The sequence below is a fragment of the Thermosynechococcus sp. HY213 genome (assembly GCF_031460975.1).
Classification (GTDB): domain Bacteria; phylum Cyanobacteriota; class Cyanobacteriia; order Thermosynechococcales; family Thermosynechococcaceae; genus Thermosynechococcus.
The window spans coordinates 29976-51282 of the sequence record NZ_JAVKVB010000008.1; the positions used below are offsets into that span (position 1 = coordinate 29976).

The following is a 21307-nucleotide window of genomic DNA, read 5'->3' on the forward strand; positions in this document are numbered from 1 at the left end:
AATATAAACTTTCTTTAAGAAACGAGAGATAAAGATTCCTAATAGGGCGATTTATGTACCTCGATGGGGTGTGCTAGGATACAAGTTGGCTCGGAATCATGCGATCGCAACGCCTCAACCTTGTCAGGTCCGGAAGGAAGCAGCAATACGGGATGCTTGCGGTAGGCGTGATCTCCGGGTCACCCTCTTGAGACCTGCGAACGATTCATGCCTGTCACTACCCTTAGCCTCCCCCTCGATGAGATTCGCTACGATGAACGGGGTTTAGTGCCAGCAATTGTCCAAGACTATTTGGACGGCACCGTGTTGATGCTGGCGTGGATGAATCGGGAATCGCTACAGAAAACCCTTGAAACCGGTCGTACGTGGTTTTGGAGTCGTTCGCGCCAAGAACTGTGGCCCAAGGGCGAAACCTCTGGCCATGTCCAGTGGGTCAAAAGTATCCGCTACGACTGCGATAGTGATGCCCTGTTGTTAACAGTAGAGCAAGTGGGCCAAGTCGCTTGCCACACGGGGCAGCGCAGTTGTTTCCACCGCCATGGGGAGGCCGGACAACGGGTAGAAGACCCACCAGCAGATACCCTTTCGCAAGTGTATAACGTGGTCTGTCAACGGCGCGACTTTCCGCAGCTACAGTCCTACACTTCCAGCCTGTTCACAGCCGGTGATAATAAAATTCTCAAGAAGCTGGGCGAAGAAACCGTAGAAGTGGTGATGGCCTGCAAAGACGATGACCCCGAGGCGATCGCCAGTGAGGTAGCGGACTTGTTTTACCACACGCTAGTTGCCCTTGCCTATCATGGGGTGTCCCTGCGGCAGGTCTATGAGCAGCTTCAGTTGCGGCGGCGCTAGTTGCTTGCCGTTTTCCTTGTCAGCACTGGCTCAACGTCGTTAAAGTGCTAGATACAGGTAATTTACATAACTATACAAATGGCAAAGCAGGTGGTCGTCATTGGCGGCGGCATTGGGGGTCTGACCACAGCGGCATTGTTGGCACGACGGGGCTATCGGGTTCAGCTGTTTGAGCAGGCAGCCCAACTGGGGGGCTGTGCCTCCACATTTCAGCGGCGGGGCTTTACCTTTGATGTTGGCGCCACCCAAGTGGCTGGCCTTGAGCCGGGGGGAATTCACGCGGCGATTTTTGCTGAATTGGAGATGCCTCTGCCAGCAGCAACCCCCTGCGATCCTGCCTGTGCGGTGTATCTGCCGCAGGAAATGACGCCCATCAATGTTTGGCGCGATCGCGATCGCTGGCAACTGGAACGTCAACGCCACTTTCCCCACAGTGAGCGGTTTTGGCAAGGCCTTGAACACCTCTTTGCCATTAGTTGGCGATTTCAGCAGCGGCAGCCCATTTTACCCCCGCGCAATGGCTTTGATCTGTGGCAATTGGTGCAAGCCCTGCGTCCGGAGACGCTTCTCACGTTGCCCTTTAGCCTGATGACGGTGACCGATTGGATGCGTCTTTGCGGTGTCGGGGGCGATCGCCGGCTGCGGCAATTTCTGGATCTTCAACTCAAGCTCTACTCCCAAGTAGATGCCAGTGAAACCGCACTCCTCTATGCCGCCACCGCCCTCTGTCTGTCCCAAGACCCCCACGGCCTCTACCATCTCCACGGCAGCATGCAGGTGCTCAGTGATTTACTCGCCAATGCCTTGCAGCGCGATGGCGGTCAAATTTACACCCGGCATTTGGTGCGTCACATTGAAGTCGAGCGGGGGCGTGCCGTCGCTGTCCAAGTGGAGAACCTGAAAACAAAAACCTTGCACCGCGTTGCAGCGGATCACATTGTGGCCAATGTCCCTGCCCAAAACCTGCCCCAACTCCTTGGCGATGCCATTCCCACTGGCTATGCCCGCCGCCTCAAAACACTGCCGCCGGCCGCCGGTGCCTTTGTGATTTACCTTGGCGTTAAAGAGGCCGCCATTCCCGAAAGTTGTCCACTCCACTTGCAGTTTCTCTACGATGCGGAAGGGCCGATTGGCGAAAATAACTCCCTGTTTGTCTCTGTGAGTCAGCCGCAGGATGGGCGTGCCCCCAGAGGCTATCGTACCCTGATTGCCTCCAGCTTTACTGAACCGAATTTTTGGCGTCAGCCCGACTTAGACTATGCCGCCACCAAGGCGCAATACACCCAAACAGCTCTTGAACACCTCGGGGAATTCTTTGATCTGCGGCCTGAGCACATTGTTCACTGTGAAGCGGCGACCCCCCGCACCTTCTGGCGCTATACCGCGCGGCTAGATGGCATTGTCGGGGGCATTAGTCAACGCCTGAGCACCTTTGGCCCCTTTGGCTTGGCCACCCGCACCCCGATTCCTCACCTGTGGTTAGTGGGAGATTCCGTGCATCCGGGGGAAGGTACGGCCGGTGTCAGCTATGGTGCCCGTGCCCTTGTGCAGCAACTGCTCGCCAATGATGCCTAAGGGATTCCTATTTTGGTGAAAATCACTATAATAGAGAGACTCGTTACCAATTGCGAAAGGAACCCACTGCCTGTGTTTGCGACTCTCGCTGCCCCCCAACCGTCCCTGCCGTTGGATTTAATTGCGGCCATCCAAGACCTGAAGCGGGAACTGAATGCAGTGATTCTAGCCCACTACTACCAAGACCCCGCCATTCAAGATGTGGCCGATTACATTGGTGATTCCCTTGGGCTGTCGCGGCAGGCCGCCAGTACCAATGCCGATGTCATTGTTTTTGCTGGGGTGCATTTCATGGCCGAAACCGCCAAGATTCTCAACCCCGATAAGCTGGTGTTGCTGCCGGATTTGGCGGCGGGCTGTTCTTTGGCAGACAGTTGTCCTGCGGACGCCTTTGCTGCTTTTAAGGCGCAGTATCCTGACCATTGGGTGATTTCCTACATTAACTGCACTGCTGAAATCAAAGCCCTGAGTGACATTATTTGCACCAGTTCTAATGCAGTGAAAATTGTGCAGCAGTTGCCTGCGGATCAGCCCCTGATTTTTGCCCCCGATCGCAACCTTGGCCGCTATGTCATGGCACAAACCGGACGGCAGATGGTGCTGTGGGACGGCAGTTGCATTGTCCATGAAACCTTCTCCGAGCGACGCATCCTCGAACTCAAGGCCGCCTACCCCACGGCCCAGGTGATTGCCCACCCCGAATGCGAAGAAGCCGTACTCCGCCATGCCGATTTTATTGGTTCGACAACGGCTTTGCTCAACTATAGCCAACGCCAAGATCACGATACCTTTATCGTTGTCACCGAGCCAGGGATTCTCCACCAGATGCAGCGGCGCAACCCAGAGAAAACTTTTATCCCTGCGCCCCCTCAGGATCAGACCTGCAATTGTAATGAGTGCCCCTTTATGCGCCTGAATACCCTAGAAAAACTCTATTTGTGTATGCGCGATCGCCAGCCCCAGATTGAACTACCAGAAGACATCCGCCTTGCGGCGCTCAAACCCATCCAACGCATGCTGGAAATGTCCTAAACCAAGGGTGTCAGCTCCCTTAAATCTCAGCAACTGCTCGCTCAATCAGGCGACGAGCTAGGGTCTGAACGCCCGTATGGTAGTAGTAGTTGGTGCTCATGTCCAAAAAGGCTCCCAAGTAGTCGAGGTTATCCTTCGAGAGTTCAATAAAGCTTTGCAGACTATTGATCACCTTTTGCGGCGTTAACTCGTGGCTGCTGACAAATTGATGCATCCACCCCTGCACGGCATTAAAACTTTCGACAATAAAGCCCAATTGACCGCTGGGATTGCCCCCCGGCACGACACTGCCAATTGCTTTGAAGGTGGGGTTTTCCTGTAGATCATTGGGTTGCAAGCTTTGCAGTGTGCCCAAGCATTTGAGAAGAAAGTCAGGCCCTAGGGGAATCAGGCCATCAAAGCAGATGAGGGCGGCCATCCGCATCAGGGATTCACCACTGTAGTCGGCAAGGGCACGCAGGAAGTCGCCGAGGCTGTCACCGGGAATGCCATTGATTTGACAAAAGGCCAGAATTTCCACAATCAGCTTAATGCTGAGGTCAATGGACTGCGCCCGCTCTGGCTTGGGCGTCATTTTATCCAAGAAGCCGAGGAAGGAAATTTTCTCGCCCACTTTGTTGGCAAGGGCAGCCGCTCCTAGGAGAGCATCGGTGTTGTCCACGGTTTGATAGAGCCACAGTGCCCGCTGATAGCCTTGGGATTTGTCATTAAAGAGCCGCACGGCGCGATCGCCAATTTGGCGGATCAAGGCAGGATCCGTTTCTCCAGTCACATGGCGGATCGTGTTATCAAAACCAACGATATTTTGCCACTGGCCGGGAATGATGAAATCCAAGGACTTGAGGGCCATAACGGTGATGCCCCCAGTGGGGAGTTGATCAACAATTTTGTAGATAGCTGCGCTCACGGTGGTCTCCTTAGGGGGCAAGTTGGGCTAAACCAGCAAGATCAAATTTTTCAATCCATTCGCGGCGATCGCTGGCGGTAAAACTGGGATCACGGGAGAGTACCTTCACCTGATAGCGGTTGGCCACCAGAATGGCCGTTTGTGTGGTTCCCACCTCTACTGCTGGATAGCCAGCAATCTGCATCGTACTGTTTTGAAACTTGGCGGCAGCCTCAGGGGTGCTAATCGTATCGGAAATGGCCAGCATCGCTAGTTCTTTGCCCTCTTTTTTCAGCTTAGCCTCGGCAAAGCCCTTTTTCTCTTGGACATAGATGCGCTCAAAGCCATTCCCCTCGGGCGGAAAGAAGCGATTAAATTCACTCCCTTGGGTGGCTTCACGACTCACTGCCGGTGGTGCATTGCGCTGAGTGCTTTCCTGTTGCACCTGCTCATAGGGAGAGGGCGGGGTAGGGGCGCAACCGGTAATGAGAAGCGTCAGGGTTAAAATAAGCGCAGTCAGCCAGCGTGCCATGTGAATCCCCAAGACAACAAGCCAATCATAGCCTAGAGGGGGAAGCCACAGCCCTAGTTTGATACTTTGTTAATTTCTGCATTAATCTCTTGCCACTCGCGATCGCTCAAGGGTTCCGGGGTCAGTTTCACTTGCCACTGCGCCTCAAAGGCGTCCAAGAGAGCCGTTTGCACCACCTCTAAAGGGGGAAGGGACTGCCGATGGGGAACACTGCCAAATACCTGCTGCCATAGATCGAGGTCAGGGGTCAGGACAATTGAACCATGCTGCAGGACGCGATCGCCCCGCCAAGCTTGGGCACTACCAATGACTTTCTCGCCCGTAGGTAAAACCAAATCGGCCACGGTGGCTTGGGCAAAGCAATTGATCGGCGCTTGAGAGGAATAGGGGTCTTGTCCCAACTGCAGAGGCCACCCTAGGCGCTCAAACCCCACCCTCAGGAATTGACACAGATCGGTATAAACCTGTCGCCGCCGTTGCCCCAACCCCCACACCACTAGACTGTAGGTGAGATCCCCTTGGTGCAAAACAGCCCGCCCCCCCGTGGGTCGCTGCACCAGTTCGATGGCTTGCCCCTGCCAGGGCAGATGTTGCCAGTGCTCTGGAATTTGCCGCTGACTGTAGCCAAGGGAGATGGCGGGCGGTGACCAAGTGTAAAACCGCAGACAGGGGCGATCGCTAGACTGCCACAACCACCGATCCACCGCCATTTGCACTTTTCCCGGCGCCCCAAAGGGGGGAATATAACGCCACTTCATTGAGAAGCTGCTTCTGCCGGATGGTAGGCTGCCGCATCCCGCCGACACCCCATATAGGCAAGGATATACAACTCCTTCAGGTCTTGAATCAGCGGATAGCGGGGATTTGCCCCCGTGCACTGATCGTCAAAGGCCAGTTCGGCCATGCTTTGCACCTGTTCATAGAAGGCTTGATCCTCACTGTTGAGGGCTTCCTTAATGGTGGCTGGAATCTCTAACTGCGCCTTCAGGTCTTCAATAGCGGCAATCAGGCGCGCCACTTTTTCCTCTGGCGTGCTACCACCCAATTCAAGAAAGTCGGCAATTTGGGCATAGCGTTCCTTGGCCTGGGGATACTTGTACTGTGGAAAGATTGCCTGTTTCAGGGGGGCATCCGTGGCGTTATAGCGGATGACATGGCAAATCATCAGCGCATTGGCAAGGCCGTGGGGCACGTGGAAGGTGGAGCCAAGTTTGTGGGCCATCGAGTGGCAGACCCCCAAGAAAGCATTGGCAAAGGCCATGCCGGCGATCGTGGCGGCATAGTGAACTTTCTCGCGAGCTTCTGGGTCAGCCGCCCCCAAGCGATAGGCACGGGGTAAGTACGTAAACAGCAGTTTGATTGCCTCTAATGCCAGTCCCTCAGTAAACTCCGTCGAGAGCACCGATACATAGGACTCCAAGGCATGGGTTAGGGCATCAATGCCGCCATAGGCCGTGAGTTTCTTGGGCATGTGCAGCACCAAGTCGGGATCCACAATCGCCATGGTGGGCGTGAGGGCATAGTCCGCCAAGGGGTATTTAATCCCCACGCGATCGTCGGTAACCACTGCAAAGGGCGTCACTTCGGAACCCGTCCCCGAGGTCGTGGGAATTGCCACCATCATGGCTTTTTGACCTAAGGGGGGCAGTTGATACACCCGCTTGCGAATATCCATGAAGCGCATGGCCAAGCCGTCAAACTCCACCTCTGGATGCTCATACAACAGCCACATCACCTTGGCCGCATCCATGGGTGAGCCACCCCCCACGGCAATAATCACATCGGGCTGATAGTCTCGCAGCAGTTCTAGGCCGCGATTCACCGTACTCAGGGTCGGGTCTGGCTCCACTTCATGGAAGATGTCGTGCTTGATGCCCAGTTCTTCGAGGGTGTGCACAATCGGGTCAGTGATCCCCAAGTCAAAGAGGGGTTTATCGGTAACCAAGAAGGCGCGTTTTTTCCCTTCTAGCTCTCGCAAGGCAATGGGTAGGCAGCCGGGTTTGAAGTAAATTTTCGGCGGCACGCGGAACCAGAGCATATTTTCGCGGCGATCGCTCACCGTTTTGATATTCAACAGGTGATGGGGACCGACATTTTCCGACGTGACATTACCGCCCCACGTCCCACACCCCAAGGTCAGCGAGGGATCCAACTTGAAGTTGTACAAATCCCCGATCGCCCCTTGGGAAGAAGGGGTGTTAATCAAAACCCGTGCCGTCTGCATGCGGTATTTGAAGTAGGCAATGTCATCTTGGTTGCGGGGATCGGTGTAGAGCACAGAGGTGTGCCCCATGCCGCCAAAATTCACCAACTGTGCGGCAATTTCCACCCCTTTATGGAACTGGGGTGCCCGATACAAGGCCAAGACGGGACAGAGTTTCTCATAGGAAAATGGCTCCTGCGACCCCACTTCACTCACTTCACCAATGAGTACCCGCGTTTCTGGCGGCACTTGGATATTGGCCATTGCAGCAATAGTGGCTGCTGATTGACCGACAATCGCAGGATTGAGGCGACCATCCTTCAGGAGCAGTTGTGCCACCCGCTGCCGTTCCTCAGGGGAGAGAATGTAGCCCCCCCGCCGTTGGAACTCCGCTTTGACGGCATCATAGATCTCATCAACGACAATCACCGCCTGCTCCGAGGCACAGATCATGCCATTGTCAAAGGATTTACTGAGGAGAATCGAACTCACCGCTGTGGGAATATCGGCTGTGGCATCAATGAGCACCGGGGTATTGCCCGCCCCGACCCCGATCGCCGGATGACCAGAGGAATAGGCGGCCTTCACCATGCCTGGCCCACCCGTGGCCAAAATCAATTTAATTTGGGGATGCTGCATCAGGACTTGGGAGAGTTCAATGGTTGGCTCATCAATCCAGCCAATAATATCGCGGGGTGCGCCAGCGGCGACTGCTGCATCCAACACCACCTTGGCTGCGGCCACCGTACAGACCTTTGCTCGGGGATGGGGCGAAAAGATAATGCCATTGCGAGTTTTCAGGGCAATCAAGGCCTTAAAGATGGTCGTCGAAGTTGGGTTCGTCACCGGCACCACACCGGCAATGATTCCCACGGGTTCAGCAATTTTTTGGATGCCAAAAATGGGATCATCCTCAATTACGCCGCAGGTTTTCTCATGTTTGTACTTGTTGTAGATATATTCCGAGGCAAAGTGATTTTTAATGACTTTATCTTCGACAACCCCCATGCCCGTTTCGGCAACGGCTTGTTTGGCAAGGGGAATCCGCGCTTGGTTGGCCGCCATGGCCGCTTGGTGGAAAATGTGATCCACCTGCTCTTGGGTAAACTGAGCATACTGGGTTTGTGCCCTTTGGACGCGCTCAATGAGTGCTTCGAGATCGGCAATGGTTTGAACGGGTTGAGAATGAGTTAAGGCTTGGGCAGTCATGGGCGACTCCTGAGGAAAGAAATTTCTTAAATGGGCAAGTTATTGAACGTTGAGATCATATTCACGGAAAAGGGCGATCGCCCGTTGGACATCTTTGGGACTCGCTGCTGGGGTATCAAACAGTTCATAGGGCAGCCCTAATTGCTGCCATTTGTATTCCCCCATTTTGTGAAAGGGCAACACCTCCACTTTCTCCACGTTACGCAGACCCGCCACAAATTGCGCCAATCCCCGAATATTTTCGGGATCATCCGTCAGCCCCGGTACCAAGACAAAGCGGATCCACGTCGGTTTGTGGATCTCATCTAGGTACTTGGCCAACTCCAAGGTGGGGGTAATCGTGACACTGGTGACCCGCCGATAGGTCTCCGGCAGAAAGGATTTAATGTCCAGCAGAACCAGATCCGTTGCCGCCACAACCGGTTTAGCCGCCTCCAAGACCACATAGCCCGACGTATCTAGGGCGGTGTGCAATCCTAATTCGTGGCAGCGCTCAAAAATTTCACGCACAAACTCCGGCTGCATCAGTGGTTCGCCGCCACTAACCGTTACGCCCCCTTGGCGCAGATAGGATTGGTAATGCTGAATATCGGCAATCAGTTCATCCACGGTTACGAGCTTGCCCTGATGGGGTTCGCGGCAGTCGGGATTGTGGCAGTACAGACAGCGCAGTGGACACCCTTGGGTAAAAATCACATAGCGAATGCCGGGGCCATCTACCGTGCCACAGGTCTCAACGGAGTGAATGTAACCTGTCACCTTTTGTTTTTCGGGTTGTTTTTCAGGGAGTATGGAAACCATCATTGAAACCTCGGTGACAACAGATTGCTTGAGATAGCGTTTATGGATTTAAAGAGAACTTTCTAAAAAATTTGCTAAAATTTTAATCGCTTAAGAAAGTATCCCAGTTAACAAAAACTCTGTTTTCAATTCCTCTCTACGTCTTGCCTACGGCCTAGGGGGTACATCTGTTATGTAGCTAGCCATTTTGAACGTGCTCCATTCTTGGGAAAAGAGCAGTACAGTGCTGCGCTTGGTAAAACTATAATTTCAGCATAAAAGCAGAAGCACAATTTGCCTGCTGTCTTAATTAACTTTTAGGATTGGTGGTTGTTTCGCAACGTTGCCTAACTTAATAAAGAGTCTTTAAGTACACCCCTATTGGTGGGCGATCGCTTGCTCAAAGCTTGGAAAATATCAAGATTGAGGCTTTTGAGGACTTGTTCAATCTTGTCTTTATTCTACAAAATTCTCTTGATCTAGGCCAATTGTGTGATTAGTGACAAAGTAGCTCTACTCGCCCTGCGATCCCGCACATTTGCGGGCCTCAAGCACGGCTGCATGTAAGGCTGCTTCCAGTTGCTGGGTCAATTCCTGTGCCTGTTGTTTGAGGTTGCCCTCGCGCTCAGCGGGCGTCCACAGGGGCGCTCCAATCCAAAGGGCTACCCGCGCACGAAACTGCGGCTGTGGATCGTAGGCAATGCCAACGGGAAAAATCGGCAGGGGGCGATCGGCCTGCAAGACAAGACGGGCAAGACCGGGCTTCAGGGGACGTACTACCTGATCCGGCACAATCCCACCCTCGGGAAAGATCACTAGGGGCTGACCTGCATTGAGAATCTCCAGCACATGGCGCAAACTACTGGGCTGAGGACGGTTGAGGTTCACAGCAAAGGCACCCAGACGACGGATAAACCAGCCCTGCACCCCGCCAAACTCGATCGCATTGGTCATAAAGCGTAGCGGATAAGGCCACACCAAGGGCAAAATCACCGGATCCCAACGGCTACAGTGCTTGGGGGCAAGCAAGAAATGACCCTCCTTGGGCAACTGCTCGCGACCGACAATCGTAATCCGCGAAAAGTAAAGGGGCAAAAATAGGCGATGAATTGGCCATAACCCCCAATAGAGCCACGGTGAGATATGAGATGTGGTGGGTGCCGTTTTTTTATGGCGCATCCGTTCTCCTCTGTAGCTGCCCCCACTACAATAGTAGGCCTGTAGCCCCTTGCCACTGTCGAGGAACAAGCCAATGTCGCAGCCGACCCATCGCTTTAATCTCCGTGTTTGGGGGCAGTTTCTGCGGATTGCCCAACCCTATTTCTTTCCCCGCGATCGCTGGGGCAGCAGTGTGATCTTTATCCTGCTGCTTTTTCTGGTCATTGCCCTCATGTTTGGTGTTCTCTTTGGCCTGACAGCAGCTATCACCTTTGGCCTCAATGCCCTTGCCCCCGAACTGATGGGACAAATTGCCGGCGGTCTCATGGAGATGATTCAATCCCTGTGGGCACAGCCCCTTAGCCGTAGTATTCTGCTGGGGACGGTGATTCTCCCCTTGGGCGTCTTTGCGCTGCTGCGGCAACCCCTGCTGCCTCGGTGGCAAGCGTGGGCACTCTTGGGGTTACTGCTGATGCTTTCCCTCTCCGTGAGTGGCCTCAACGTGATCATTAGCTTTGTCGGGCGCTTCTTCCAGACGGCACTGGCGGAGAAAAATGCTGAAACCTACTGGCGATTCCTCTTGGTGTATGCTGGCGTTTTTGTGGTGGGGACGCCGATTGTCGTCATTTATCGCTACGTGCGCGAATATCTAGGGTTGCGCTGGCGGGATTGGCTCACCCGTCATTTTTTGGATCGCTATTTCCAGAATCGAGCCTACTACACCATCGAAAACCAAGGCGAGATTGATAACCCTGATCAACGGATCACCGAGGATATCCGCTCCTTTACCCAAACCTCACTCCAGTTTCTACTGATCATTCTGGGCGAAATTATTGACCTCATTGCCTTTAGTGGCATTCTCTGGAGTATCTCCCAAACCCTAACGCTGACCTTGGTTGGCTATGCCATTGTCGGTACGATTGTGACCGTTTTGATTGGACAACGCCTGATTTGGCTGAACTTTAACCAACTGCGGCGCGAAGCCGATTTTCGTTATGGCTTGGTTCATGTGCGCGATAATGCCGAGTCCATTGCCTTTTATCGCGGTGAAGGCCAAGAGTCGGTGCAGGTGCGTCAGCGCTTTCTCGAGGTGCTGCGGAACTTTAACCTCTTGATTGGTTGGCAGCGCAATCTGGAGTTTTTCACCACGGCCTACAACTACTTTGTGGTGATTGTGCCAGCAGCTGTGGTTGCTCCCCGCTACTTTGCTGGTGAGATTGACTTTGGTGCTATTAGCCAAGCCAGCTTTGCTTTCTCGCAGGTGCTGGGGGCACTCTCAATCATTGTGAACCAGTTTACGAACCTCACGGGCTTTATTGCGGGTATTGAGCGTTTGGCAGAGTTTGATGAGGTTTTGACAACGCCCCCAGTGCCCCCCCAATCCCAAATTCAATTGGTGGAGAAGTCCTACATTGCCCTAGAACACGTGGCTGTGGATACACCGAACTTAGCACGGCGGCTGGTGGAAGATGTCACATTTGCCCTTGAGGCGGGGGAAAGTGTGGTGATTATGGGGCCGAGTGGGGTGGGTAAAAGTTCGCTCCTGCGGGCGATCGCTGGACTCTGGCAAAGTGGCAGTGGCCGTATTATTCGTCCCCCCGTAGATGAAGTGCTCTTTTTGCCCCAACGCCCCTATATGGTGCTGGGTACGTTGCGCACCCAACTGCTCTACCCCAGTGGCGATCGCCAAACCCCAGACGATGTGCTTTTGCACGCCCTTAACGAAGTCAACTTGGCACATTTGCCGGATCGCGTCGGTGGTCTGGATGTGGAATTAGCGTGGGATGATGTGCTGTCGCTTGGGGAACAACAACGACTGGCGATCGCCCGCCTGCTGCTGAATCACCGCCCCTACGCCATTTTGGATGAAGCCACCAGCGCCCTAGACTTAGCCAACGAAAAACGAGTCTATGAGCACATTCAGCGCACCACCCGCAACTACATTAGTGTTGGCCACCGTGAGAGCCTGATGCAGTACCACAAGTACGTTTTAGAACTCAAGGGCGATCGCGAATGGAAATTTTATGCCCTCAGTTAGGTATCGCCGTAGCGGCACACTGTTTTAATATTGACAAACTCCAACAGTCCTGCCCGTCCCAGTTCACGGCCATAGCCAGAGGTCTTGATCCCGCCAAAGGGCAAACGTGGATCCGACTTGACCATCGCGTTAATGAAGACGGCACCCGCTTCGAGATCCCGCACGAGGATCTCCGCTTCATCGCTCTCCTGTGTCCAAGCACTGGCGCCTAAACCAAAGGGTGTGGCATTGGCCAGTTCGATTGCCCCAGTTAGGGACGGTACCCGAAAGAGCATCGCCACAGGTCCAAATAGCTCCTGATGAAACACGGGGTTATCTGGAGTGACCTCTGCCAACATCGTCGGCGCAAAGAAATACCCCTGCTGACAATGGCTCGGCAGATCAAGGTTGCGGCGGTAAAAGACCTTGGCACCATGGGCAAGGGCAAGTTCAACCTGGGCGTGGAGTTCATCACGGATGGCGGCAGTAGCAAGAGGCCCCAGTTGTGTGGTGGGTTCCAAGGGATCGCCAATTACCCACGTCTCGAAGGCAGCTTTCATGCCCTCGGCAAAGGTGTCATAGACAGCCTCATGGACAATAAAGCGTTTAGCCGCAATGCAGGATTGGCCATTGTTAATCATGCGGGCTTGGACAGCGGTGGCGATCGCCTGAGGGATATTGGCACTGGGCATGACAATAAAGGGATCACTTCCCCCCAGTTCCAGAACGGTTTTCTTGAGGTGCTGACCTGCTGCTTGGGCTAAACTTTTGCCCGCTGCTTCGCTGCCCGTGAGAGTCGCTGCCTTAATACGCGGATCCGCCACCAGATCAGCAATGGCACTGCCGGGAATCAGCAGGGTTTGAAAGACCCCCGCAGGAAAGCCCGCTTCCCTCAAGAGCTGGGCGATCGCCAGCGCGCACTGAGGCACATTAGAAGCATGCTTGAGCAGAACCACATTCCCCGCCATCAAGGCCGGAGCCGCAAAGCGAAACACCTGCCAAAAGGGAAAATTCCACGGCATCACGGCCAAAATAATGCCAAGGGGCTGGTAATGAATCGCGCTGTAGCTTGCCTCTGTGGGAATTAATTCAGGCCGCAGGAAAGCTGTCCCCTGCTCGGCATAGTAACGACACACCCACGCACATTTGTCAATTTCAGCCCGCGCCTCTGTCATTGGTTTACCCATCTCAAGGGTCATGAGGCGAGCAACCGCATCCCGCTGCTGTTGCAGGAGATTTGCTGTGTTTTCTAGCCACTGGGCACGCTGCTCAAAGGCTGTCAGACGATAGGTCTCAAAGGTCGTCGCCCCTTGGGCAATCGCCCTCTCCACTTCCTCAGCCCCTAAGGGGGAAAAAGTTTTTAAGACCTCAGCGGTTGTGGGATTAACCGACGCGATTGCCATGATTAAATTTCCCTATCTGGCTGACGCCAGCGATCGCTAGCGCCTAGGACGTGGGTTCAGTATGCTAATTCTAGCGTTTGTTACAGTCCCCATCCTCTTGATGAATGGGGCGATCGCAAACCATTGTTGTGCATTTTCATCGCAGTTGTGGGGCACGCTTTTATGGCAACCATTGTTGATATTGCAGTGAATACTCGCGGCTTTTCCACACTAGTGACTGCTGTCAAGGTGGCCAATCTGGTGGAAGCCCTGCAATCGCCGGGGCCTTTTACGGTGTTTGCCCCCAATGATGATGCCTTTGCCAAGTTGCCCGATGGCACCATTACCTCCCTTGTGCAAAATCCTCCCCAGTTAGCGCGGATTCTCAAATACCATGTGGTTGCCGGTGCCTACAAAGCCGCCGACCTGAAAAAGATGGAAATTGTCACTTCCCTCGAAGGTTCCACTATTCCGATTCATGGCGATCATCCCTTGGAAGTCAAAAACGCCACTGTCCTTGCCGCTGATATTGAAGCGGAGAACGGTATTATCCATGTCATTGACACCGTGATCTTGATGGGTCTGAATCCAGCCCACTCCTTTCAGGACACCAACATCCCCTACAAAGTCTAGGGCGTTAGCGAATTTCCCGCACCAAAAGCCCTTGGTGGATTTTCTCCTCCACAAACTGGCGGTAAAGCTCTAGCTCTTCATAGGTGACTTTGCCATCGGCGCGAATTTGTCGCTTGATTTGCGCCATTTCGTCGGCAGTCAATACGCCGTCGGCGATCGCTCGCTCTAGCAGTTGTTTGAGTTGGGCTAGTTCTGCTTTATCGGCCTCTGAGAGAGGGGTTCCATTTGGCTGATAACGTTCCATGGCACTCTCGCCTCAACAACCTCTCTACCCTATTCTCACCCTGCAACGTTGGTGTCGAGGGGCTAGGAACTTAAATCTTGATAAACTTTACTTATGGTCTAAAGAGAATCTCTGAGTCGTTCTCAAGCTGTTGGAACCAAACAATGCAAGTATCAGAAATGAAGTACGGCGAACGCGCCATTCAAGAAGGGCAACTGATTACATTTCCCAATCCACGTCCCGGTCGGCAATACACCATTGAGATTACCCTGCCGGAGTTTACCTGTAAGTGTCCATTTTCTGGCTATCCTGACTTTGCCACGCTTTACGTTAGCTATATTCCCCATGAAAAGGTGGTGGAACTAAAAGCGATTAAGCTTTACATCAACAGCTATCGCGATCGCTACATTTCCCACGAAGAAGCGGTGAATCAAGTCCTCGATGATCTCGTGGCCGCCTGCGACCCCCTCTACATGAAAATCAAAGGGGACTTTGCCCCCCGTGGCAATGTGCATACCGTTATTACAGTCGAACACCATCGCCAGCCGGACAGTTCGTGCTAAAATTATAGACTGCAAGACTGCGGACGTAATTCAGTGGTAGAATGTCAGCTTCCCAAGCTGAACGTCGTGGGTTCGAGTCCCATCGTCCGCTTTCCCTAAAAACCACCAAAATGCGGTACTCTGGGGCATTTCAGAGATTCAAAGCTGCCCTTTCGCGCTAGCGTGGCGGAGCCATGAAGGTACCCAATTGTTTGGCCACCAACCCCCTCTATCAGCAGGTATAATCTAATGATGTTCTGCCCCTGCGGTTTCACTGATTATGCCCTTCGAGATCAATCACGGTCTGGGTCGCTTTAACTCCAAACGGGATCTCCATGCTGCCCTAGGGATTCCATTGTCGGCAGCACCCGGGGAAATTCGCAAGCGGTATCTCAAAATTGCCAAGACACTGCACCCCGACAGCCGTGATGATGAATCGGGCAAAAAAATGGCCAGTGATTTGCTCTCCAAGTTTGTGAATCCTGCCTATGAGGTGCTTTCCCAAGAAAAAGAGCGGGAAGAATATCAAGTCATTTTGCGCTTGCTTGAAAAGCAACTGCTAACGGCCAATATTGTGCCAACGCCCACCTTTGATTTGGCACAGGAAGTCTTTAACGCTGCCAATGTTGAAGAAGCCTATCAAAAGGCGCTCAATACCCTTGCCCAAGATCAGTACAAAGACTTAAACAATGCCCTGAAAATTAGCGAACAAATTAGTGAACTCAATTTGATTTATCTGTGGCGATCGGCAGGCGGCAAGGCAACCACAGCCACGGTTTCTACGCCTGCACCCCCACCCAAATCAGATGAAACCCAAGTGCGTGCCACACCAGCAGCCGCCACAGGGACGACACCGCCGACAGAGGCTCCCAAAACAGAGCAATTTACAGAGCAATACTTCCGACGGGCAGAGGAACTCTTTAATAAAGGCATTTATCTGGAAGCCATTAAAGAATTGAAGGATGCCCTGAAAATTGACCCCCGCAGTGCCCGCTGCAATGCTCTCCTAGGCAAGGTGTATCTGCAACAAGGCTCCCTCAGTATGGCCAAAATTCACTTTAATCAAGCCCTGAAGCTCAATCCTCAAGAGGTGACGGCCATACAGGGACTCGAAGCAATTAGCAAGAGGGAGCGCAAAGCCCAGCAACAGCAAAAAAATACTGAGCCGCCAAAACCGGAGAAAAAGAAATCCTCCTTCTTTGGTCTTTTTGGGAAAAAATAATTCACTATGGTGTATCAACCTGCCTGTGGTGCCCGCGATATTTTGCCCCTTGATGTGGCACGGCAACGGTGGCTAGAGCAGCGCTTGGAGCGCGTCTTTCAAAGCTGGGGGTATCAAGAAATTATTACGCCGACGATCGAGACCTTGGCCACATTGACGGCAGGGGGAACCGTTCATCCAGAAACAGTCATTCAAGTCCAAGGAAGCGGTGATGAACCCTTGGGATTGCGGCCAGAATTAACGGCTTCGATCGCTCGCGCTGCTGTGACTCGTATGGCAGGCAGGCAACTGCCCCAACGGCTCTATTACAAAACCAATGTCTTTCGGCGGACAACCGTGGCAGAGTTGGGCAACCAGCAGGAATTTTTCCAAGCGGGAGTGGAGCTACTGGGGGCAACAGGTTTAGCGGCGGATGCAGAAATTCTCTGGCTGGTGCAGGAGTGCCTTGGGGCACTAGCGGTTGAGGAGGCCTATCTCTTGGTGGGGGATGCCCACCTGACGCAACAGTTGCTCAGTCCCTTTCCAGCGGAGCTGCAAAAAACGGTGCGCCAGTGCTTGGCTAATTTAGACCGCGTGAGTTTGCAGGCTCTCCCTACCCCTTGGCGCGATCGCGCCCTTGCCCTCTTTGATCTGCGGGGCACTCCAAGGGAAGTGGGGGAACGCTTAGCGCAGTGGTCTGACGTGGCAGGGGTGGCCGATCGCTTTGGGGAATTGCAACAGTTGTTGGGCTTGGTGGCTGAGTCTTTGGCGATTACCCTTGATCTCAGCCTTGTGCAGTCCTTTGATTACTACACGGGGATTATCTTTGAGGTCTTAATTCCCACGGAAACGGAACTGCGGTTGGTGGCTCAAGGGGGGCGCTATGATCAACTGCTCAGTATTTACCATCCGGACGGTGCCACGGTGCCGGGGATTGGTTTTGTCTTTAATGTCGAGGCGCTCCTGCAGGCGATCGCCATTCCCCCAGCCGCCCTCTTAGCTCCCCGTAGTCAATGGCTGGTGGTTCCCCGCACAAGCAACGCCCTCGCTGCTGCCCTCCACCATGCCCAAACCCTACGCTTGGATGGCTCGACGCGGGTGGAGTTGGCACTTCTAGATCTGACGCCAGAACAAATCCGCGCCTATGCCCGCGATCGCCAGATTCCCTATATTGCTTGGATTGAGAGTGATGCGCCACCGCAGATCGAAGCCCTCAGTGATGGGGCAACCTATTTGCAGATTCAGAGTGTTTAGGCCATGCTAACGATCGCCCTACCCAAAGGTGCCCTACTCAAAGATAGTATTGCCTACTTCCAACGGGTGGGCTTAAATTTTGAAGCGCTCCTCGAGCCGGGAAATCGCCAACTTCAGGTGCTTTCTCAGGATGGCCGTGCCCGCGCCCTTTTGGTACGTGCCCAAGATGTCCCGGTTTATGTGCAGTATGGTCAAGCGCAGTTGGGCATTGTGGGCTACGATGTGCTGCGGGAAAAAAATCCCCACGTGGCCAAGCTAGCGGATCTCGGTTTTGGTCAGTGTCGGCTATCGGTGGCCGTCAAAGCCTCTAGCCCCTACCGCAGTGCCCGCGATTTGCCCCCCCATTGCCGCGTCGCCTCAAAGTTTGTCCGCTGTGCCGATGCCTTTTTCCAGCAGTTGGATTTGCCCGTGGATATAGTGCCACTCTATGGTTCAGTGGAACTGGGGCCGATTACGGGTATGGCAGAGGCGATTGTGGATTTGGTGTCAACGGGGCGCACCCTCAAGGAAAATGGCCTTGTGGAGTTAGAGCAAATTTTTAGCAGCACGGCCTACTTGATTGCCCATCCCCGCAGCTATCGCCTCAACCTCAATGGTCTTGGACACTACGTTCCGCAGTTAACAGGAGCGATCGCCTGATCTCATTTTTGGCCGTGCACAACCATGGCTGGCAGGGGTTCATTGATCGACCCCCGGCAGTTGCCATTGGCGCGATTGAGTTCCTGAATCTTGTGGTGGGCTCGCTGCCATGCTTCGACAAAACGGCTGACACGAATGGGGTCAATGGGTTGTTCAATCTGGCCATTGCGCTTCAGAGAACTGGCAACAATGACGCCGTTGACGTAGGGCACTAATTGCTCCACATTGTCCCAAGAGGCACCACTGCCAATAAAGAGGGGTTGTCCCTTGGCGGCACTGGCGGCCACGGATAGATCTTCCTCAGTGGGCGGATGTCCCGTTGCCCAACCGGAGAGAATCACCCCATCGGCGAGTCCCCGTTCAAAGGTGTCCCGTACCGCAGTGGCGAGGTTCGGACTGTGGAGCGGCTGGGCGTGCTTTACCATCACATCGGCAAAAATTTTGATGTCTTGCCCCAGTTCGCGGCGGTAGCGCAGGAGTTGATGGGCTTGGCCTTCAATAATGCCTTGATCTGTCGCCATTACCCCAGTGAGCACATTAACGCGGATAAATTGTGCCCCGGTACAGGCAGCGATCGCCAGACCACTGAAGGCATCATTGCGCAGCACATTCAGGCCAATGGGCAAGGCCACCAGATTCTTTAACCGCTGCACCACCAAGGTCATGGCACTGACGACGGCGGCATCCACCCGATCTTTGGTGAAGGGAGCATCAAAGAAATTCTCAACAATAATGGCATTGGCGCCCCCTGAGGCGAGGGCTGTGGCTTCCTGTTCTGCGCGGTCAATAACGGCCTTCAGGCTCCCCCCCCAACGGGCAGAGGTGGGTAAGGGCAGGAGGTGGACAACACCAATGACGGGGGTTGCAGTGTGAAAGAGAGTCTGGAGATCCACAACAATTTCGGCAATAGGTGAACAGTGCAGGTATAACAGGAGGAGTGGCAGGCACTCTACACAGGCACAATGGCAGAATGCACTGACTTAAGTATATCCCCGTCTGACCCCCCCCTCGTGGCGATCGCCCTCGGAAGCAACCTTGGTGAGCCATTGCTACAACTGCGCTCAGCCGTCCAAGTGCTTGCCCAAACGCCGGGGATTCATGTCTTAGCCTGCTCGCCGTGGTATCGCACGACCCCGATAGGCCCCCCGCAACCGGACTACTGGAATGGCTGTCTGATTGCCCGAACGCAACTTTCCCCTTGGGCACTTCTGCAAACGCTGCAAAGGATTGAGACGCAGTTTGGTCGCCAACGGCAAGAGCATTGGGGATCCCGCACGCTTGATCTGGATCTGCTGCTCTATGGCGATCGCGTCATGACCACTGCCGAACTCACCCTGCCCCATCCCCGCTTGGCCGAGCGACCCTTTGTCCTTGTGCCCCTTGCAGCGATCGCCCCCCACTGGCGACACCCCCTACTGGGTGACACCATCCAAACCCTACGGGAGCGAGTGGGGGATGCGGGCATTATTGCCGTTCTCTCTGACGGTGCTGGCGAAACCACGTTTGCAACTGCTGCCGACAGGCCGCCGCCTGAACCCCGCTAATCACCTGAATCCGGTGGAACACCGCTGGGCTTTGCGGAAGTTGCAGCACTGAATCAATGGCCCCAGCTTTTGGATCGGTCGTCCCGTAGATGAGGGTGTGAATGCGGGCTTGAACAATGGCAGCGGCACACATCGGGCAGGGTTCTAGGGTCACATAGAGGCGGCAGCCCGTTAAATACCACGTACCTAGACGTTGACCCGCGCGGCGGAGGGCAATGATTTCCGCATGGGCAGTGGGGTCATGATCTCGCTGGCGGCGATTTTCCCCCGTGGCAATGAGTTCATTCTCGGCACTGACAATCACCGCGCCTACAGGCACTTCATCGGCAGCTCCTGCCTGTGCTGCGAGGGCGATCGCCTGTTGCATCCAAAAGTCATGCAGGTCTGTTTCGGATAAAGGGAGAATGTCTGGCATGGCGATCCCGTTGCCGCAGTGGCTATGGTACTATTTTTTCAGTTCTCTTGCGATCGCTGAATTCTTTTAGGAAAACACCATGATTGATGCTTTAGTTTTGGTTGCTAAACTCCCGGAAGCCTACGCCATTTTTGATCCCCTCGTGGATGTGCTGCCGGTAATTCCTGTGCTCTTTTTGGCCTTGGCCTTTGTTTGGCAAGCCGCTGTCGGTTTCCGTTAAAGATAGCTTCGATCAAAATAACCCTGTTGACTTGCCCCGTTGATTTCAGCGGGGTTCTTCTTGACTTTTGGCATGTGTTTCCCCTATGGCAGGTCACAGTAAGTGGGCAAACATTAAACGGCAAAAGGCGCGGGTGGATGCCCAAAAGGGCAAGACCTTTGCGCGGCTATCGCGAGCGATTATTATCGCGGCGCGGCATGGGGGAGGGGATCCAGCGGGCAACTTTCAACTGCGCAGTGCGATTGAGAAAGCAAAAGCCGCGGGGATTCCCAGTGAAAATATTGAGCGGGCGATCGCCAAAGGGACGGGTACGCTTGAGAGTGATGCCCCCCTAGAGGAAATTCGCTACGAAGGTTATGGTCCAGGGGGTGTGGCGTTTTTGATTGAGGCCCTCACGGATAATCGCAATCGCACGGCAGCGGATCTGCGGGCAGCCTTCAATAAGCAAGGGGGCAACCTCGGCGAAACCGGCTGTGTGGGCTGGATGTTTGAGCAGTGGGGCATTGTTACTGTTACCGCCCCTACAGATGAGGAAGCCTTCCTTGAGGCACTCCTAGCGGCTGATGTGGAAACCTATGAAATGCTAGGGGATGTAGCTGAGGTGCGCTGTCCCGTGCCTGCCCTAGAAACCGTCAGCGAAACCCTGAAAGAACACGGCTACACTGTTCTCGACACCGAAAGCCGCTGGGTCTCAATGAATACGGTAGAAATCACCGATGAAGATACCGCGCGGCGCGTCCTCAAGTTGATGGATGCCCTTGAAGCTCTCGACGATATTCAAAGTGTGGCCACCAACGTCACGATGAGCGATGCCCTCATGGAGGCGATGTACGTCTAGGCATCCGTGGTTTTACGGGATTTTGGCAAAGATTTCTGCGCTGCTGAGACTCAAAAAATTGAGTGGAAACACGGTGGGCAGCCAAAGGCAGCCGTGGGAGCATAAAAGTACGGTTGCAGGCATTGCACCGAGGCACGTTGTGTGTAACCAGACTGAGGCTCTCCTTAGAGCG

General features: G+C 54.0%; 21 protein-coding genes, 1 tRNA gene, 1 other RNA gene and 1 pseudogene. 14 read left to right on the forward strand and 10 right to left on the reverse strand.

Annotated features, from left to right (window positions below):
* Positions 1–87: 87 nt before the first annotated feature.
* From ffs to nadA, 4 genes are all read left to right on the forward strand, one after another.
* Positions 88–184, forward strand: an RNA gene (ffs, locus tag RHK62_RS04225) — signal recognition particle sRNA small type.
* Between the two features lie 23 nt (positions 185–207).
* On the forward strand, positions 208–852 hold the full coding sequence (hisIE, locus tag RHK62_RS04230; protein ID WP_149820934.1) for a bifunctional phosphoribosyl-AMP cyclohydrolase/phosphoribosyl-ATP diphosphatase HisIE: 645 nt from the start codon (positions 208–210) through the stop codon (positions 850–852).
* Between the two features lie 78 nt (positions 853–930).
* Positions 931–2427, forward strand: a complete 1497-nt coding sequence (gene crtD / locus RHK62_RS04235) for a C-3',4' desaturase CrtD (RefSeq protein ID WP_302678829.1) — start codon at positions 931–933, stop codon at positions 2425–2427.
* A 72-nt stretch (positions 2428–2499) separates the two neighbouring features.
* Positions 2500–3459 carry a quinolinate synthase NadA gene (gene nadA, locus RHK62_RS04240; protein WP_206201049.1) on the forward strand — a complete coding sequence of 320 codons (960 nt, stop codon included), beginning with the start codon at positions 2500–2502 and terminating at the stop codon, positions 3457–3459.
* A 19-nt stretch (positions 3460–3478) separates the two neighbouring features.
* Here nadA and RHK62_RS04245 read toward each other — a convergent pair whose 3' ends face one another.
* From RHK62_RS04245 to RHK62_RS04270, 6 genes and pseudogenes are all read right to left on the reverse strand, one after another.
* A complete protein-coding gene (locus RHK62_RS04245; RefSeq protein WP_302676834.1) occupies positions 3479–4366 on the reverse strand; it encodes a hypothetical protein in 888 nt (295 codons plus the stop codon).
* Between the two features lie 10 nt (positions 4367–4376).
* Entirely contained in the window at positions 4377–4877 is a 501-nt protein-coding gene (locus RHK62_RS04250) for a hypothetical protein (RefSeq protein ID WP_302676832.1), read from the reverse strand.
* 53 nt (positions 4878–4930) lie between these two features.
* Positions 4931–5635, reverse strand: coding sequence for a lipoate--protein ligase family protein (locus RHK62_RS04255; protein ID WP_225901641.1), 705 nt, complete (start codon positions 5633–5635; stop codon positions 4931–4933).
* Positions 5632–8295 (reverse strand): annotated as a pseudogene (adhE, locus tag RHK62_RS04260) (bifunctional acetaldehyde-CoA/alcohol dehydrogenase); the annotation flags it as partial. The gene RHK62_RS04255 and the pseudogene adhE, both read right to left, overlap by 4 nt.
* 33 nt (positions 8296–8328) lie before the next feature.
* Positions 8329–9093 carry a pyruvate formate-lyase-activating protein gene (pflA, locus tag RHK62_RS04265; protein WP_206201054.1) on the reverse strand — a complete coding sequence of 255 codons (765 nt, stop codon included), beginning with the start codon at positions 9091–9093 and terminating at the stop codon, positions 8329–8331.
* A 489-nt stretch (positions 9094–9582) separates the two neighbouring features.
* Positions 9583–10248, reverse strand: coding sequence for a 1-acyl-sn-glycerol-3-phosphate acyltransferase (locus tag RHK62_RS04270; RefSeq protein ID WP_302678833.1), 666 nt, complete (start codon positions 10246–10248; stop codon positions 9583–9585).
* Positions 10249–10321: 73 nt separating this feature from the next.
* Between RHK62_RS04270 and RHK62_RS04275 the strand changes: the two genes are divergently transcribed.
* Positions 10322–12265: an ABC transporter ATP-binding protein/permease gene (locus RHK62_RS04275; RefSeq protein WP_206201056.1), complete on the forward strand. Its 1944-nt coding sequence runs from the start codon at positions 10322–10324 to the stop codon at positions 12263–12265.
* Here the strand turns inward: RHK62_RS04275 and RHK62_RS04280 are convergent.
* A complete protein-coding gene (locus tag RHK62_RS04280; RefSeq protein ID WP_310453320.1) occupies positions 12262–13647 on the reverse strand; it encodes an NAD-dependent succinate-semialdehyde dehydrogenase in 1386 nt (461 codons plus the stop codon). The two genes, RHK62_RS04275 and RHK62_RS04280, sit on opposite strands and share 4 nt — an antisense overlap.
* A 162-nt stretch (positions 13648–13809) precedes the next feature.
* Here RHK62_RS04280 and RHK62_RS04285 point away from each other — a divergent pair, with 162 nt between their 5' ends.
* Positions 13810–14259, forward strand: a complete 450-nt coding sequence (locus RHK62_RS04285; protein ID WP_302678835.1) for a fasciclin domain-containing protein — start codon at positions 13810–13812, stop codon at positions 14257–14259.
* A 4-nt stretch (positions 14260–14263) separates the two neighbouring features.
* On the opposite strand, the gene RHK62_RS04290 is transcribed toward RHK62_RS04285, so the two are convergent.
* Positions 14264–14503, reverse strand: coding sequence for a hypothetical protein (locus tag RHK62_RS04290; RefSeq protein WP_310453321.1), 240 nt, complete (start codon positions 14501–14503; stop codon positions 14264–14266).
* 143 nt (positions 14504–14646) lie between these two features.
* Here RHK62_RS04290 and queF point away from each other — a divergent pair, with 143 nt between their 5' ends.
* The 5 genes from queF to hisG all read left to right on the forward strand — a co-directional run bounded on the left by queF (position 14647) and on the right by hisG (position 18118).
* Entirely contained in the window at positions 14647–15045 is a 399-nt protein-coding gene (gene queF, locus RHK62_RS04295) for a preQ(1) synthase (protein WP_149820908.1), read from the forward strand.
* 19 nt (positions 15046–15064) lie between these two features.
* A tRNA-Gly gene (locus tag RHK62_RS04300) sits at positions 15065–15136 on the forward strand.
* A 168-nt stretch (positions 15137–15304) separates the two neighbouring features.
* Positions 15305–16246 carry a DnaJ domain-containing protein gene (locus RHK62_RS04305; RefSeq protein ID WP_302678837.1) on the forward strand — a complete coding sequence of 314 codons (942 nt, stop codon included), beginning with the start codon at positions 15305–15307 and terminating at the stop codon, positions 16244–16246.
* Positions 16247–16252: 6 nt separating this feature from the next.
* Entirely contained in the window at positions 16253–17479 is a 1227-nt protein-coding gene (locus RHK62_RS04310) for an ATP phosphoribosyltransferase regulatory subunit (protein WP_206201061.1), read from the forward strand.
* A 3-nt stretch (positions 17480–17482) separates the two neighbouring features.
* Positions 17483–18118 (forward strand): ATP phosphoribosyltransferase, encoded by a 636-nt coding sequence (hisG, locus tag RHK62_RS04315; protein ID WP_206201062.1) that lies wholly within the window; start codon positions 17483–17485, stop codon positions 18116–18118.
* A 2-nt stretch (positions 18119–18120) separates the two neighbouring features.
* Here hisG and btpA read toward each other — a convergent pair whose 3' ends face one another.
* The gene (gene btpA / locus RHK62_RS04320; protein ID WP_149820900.1) at positions 18121–19011 is read right to left on the reverse strand and encodes a photosystem I biogenesis protein BtpA; all 891 of its coding nucleotides are present in this window, start codon (positions 19009–19011) and stop codon (positions 18121–18123) included.
* Positions 19012–19080: 69 nt separating this feature from the next.
* Between btpA and folK the strand changes: the two genes are divergently transcribed.
* Entirely contained in the window at positions 19081–19662 is a 582-nt protein-coding gene (gene folK / locus RHK62_RS04325; protein WP_206201063.1) for a 2-amino-4-hydroxy-6-hydroxymethyldihydropteridine diphosphokinase, read from the forward strand.
* Here the strand turns inward: folK and tadA are convergent.
* A complete protein-coding gene (gene tadA / locus RHK62_RS04330; RefSeq protein ID WP_302678838.1) occupies positions 19583–20077 on the reverse strand; it encodes a tRNA adenosine(34) deaminase TadA in 495 nt (164 codons plus the stop codon). The genes folK and tadA overlap by 80 nt on opposite strands.
* Positions 20078–20156: 79 nt before the next feature.
* On the opposite strand from tadA, the gene RHK62_RS04335 reads away from it, so the two are divergent.
* Positions 20157–20297 carry a photosystem II reaction center protein K gene (locus tag RHK62_RS04335; protein WP_011056031.1) on the forward strand — a complete coding sequence of 47 codons (141 nt, stop codon included), beginning with the start codon at positions 20157–20159 and terminating at the stop codon, positions 20295–20297.
* Positions 20298–20382: 85 nt separating this feature from the next.
* Positions 20383–21135, forward strand: coding sequence for a YebC/PmpR family DNA-binding transcriptional regulator (locus RHK62_RS04340; protein ID WP_310438055.1), 753 nt, complete (start codon positions 20383–20385; stop codon positions 21133–21135).
* Positions 21136–21307: the final 172 nt, after the last annotated feature.

Bases quoted from the DNA above. Each gene is read 5' to 3' on its own strand.
- RHK62_RS04305 (WP_302678837.1), top strand. From the start codon at position 15,305: ATGCCCTTCGAGATCAATCACGGTCTGGGTCGCTTTAACTCCAAACGG.
- hisG (WP_206201062.1), top strand. From the start codon at position 17,483: ATGCTAACGATCGCCCTACCCAAAGGTGCCCTACTCAAAGATAGTATT.
- RHK62_RS04310 (WP_206201061.1), top strand. From the start codon at position 16,253: ATGGTGTATCAACCTGCCTGTGGTGCCCGCGATATTTTGCCCCTTGAT.
- pflA (WP_206201054.1), bottom strand. From the start codon at position 9,093: ATGATGGTTTCCATACTCCCTGAAAAACAACCCGAAAAACAAAAGGTG.
- RHK62_RS04340 (WP_310438055.1), top strand. From the start codon at position 20,383: ATGGCAGGTCACAGTAAGTGGGCAAACATTAAACGGCAAAAGGCGCGG.
- RHK62_RS04335 (WP_011056031.1), top strand. From the start codon at position 20,157: ATGATTGATGCTTTAGTTTTGGTTGCTAAACTCCCGGAAGCCTACGCC.
- queF (WP_149820908.1), top strand. From the start codon at position 14,647: ATGCAAGTATCAGAAATGAAGTACGGCGAACGCGCCATTCAAGAAGGG.
- folK (WP_206201063.1), top strand. From the start codon at position 19,081: ATGGCAGAATGCACTGACTTAAGTATATCCCCGTCTGACCCCCCCCTC.
- RHK62_RS04275 (WP_206201056.1), top strand. From the start codon at position 10,322: ATGTCGCAGCCGACCCATCGCTTTAATCTCCGTGTTTGGGGGCAGTTT.
- RHK62_RS04280 (WP_310453320.1), bottom strand. From the start codon at position 13,647: ATGGCAATCGCGTCGGTTAATCCCACAACCGCTGAGGTCTTAAAAACT.
- RHK62_RS04250 (WP_302676832.1), bottom strand. From the start codon at position 4,877: ATGGCACGCTGGCTGACTGCGCTTATTTTAACCCTGACGCTTCTCATT.
- RHK62_RS04270 (WP_302678833.1), bottom strand. From the start codon at position 10,248: ATGCGCCATAAAAAAACGGCACCCACCACATCTCATATCTCACCGTGG.
- tadA (WP_302678838.1), bottom strand. From the start codon at position 20,077: ATGCCAGACATTCTCCCTTTATCCGAAACAGACCTGCATGACTTTTGG.
- RHK62_RS04290 (WP_310453321.1), bottom strand. From the start codon at position 14,503: ATGGAACGTTATCAGCCAAATGGAACCCCTCTCTCAGAGGCCGATAAA.
- crtD (WP_302678829.1), top strand. From the start codon at position 931: ATGGCAAAGCAGGTGGTCGTCATTGGCGGCGGCATTGGGGGTCTGACC.
- RHK62_RS04285 (WP_302678835.1), top strand. From the start codon at position 13,810: ATGGCAACCATTGTTGATATTGCAGTGAATACTCGCGGCTTTTCCACA.
- hisIE (WP_149820934.1), top strand. From the start codon at position 208: ATGCCTGTCACTACCCTTAGCCTCCCCCTCGATGAGATTCGCTACGAT.
- RHK62_RS04255 (WP_225901641.1), bottom strand. From the start codon at position 5,635: ATGAAGTGGCGTTATATTCCCCCCTTTGGGGCGCCGGGAAAAGTGCAA.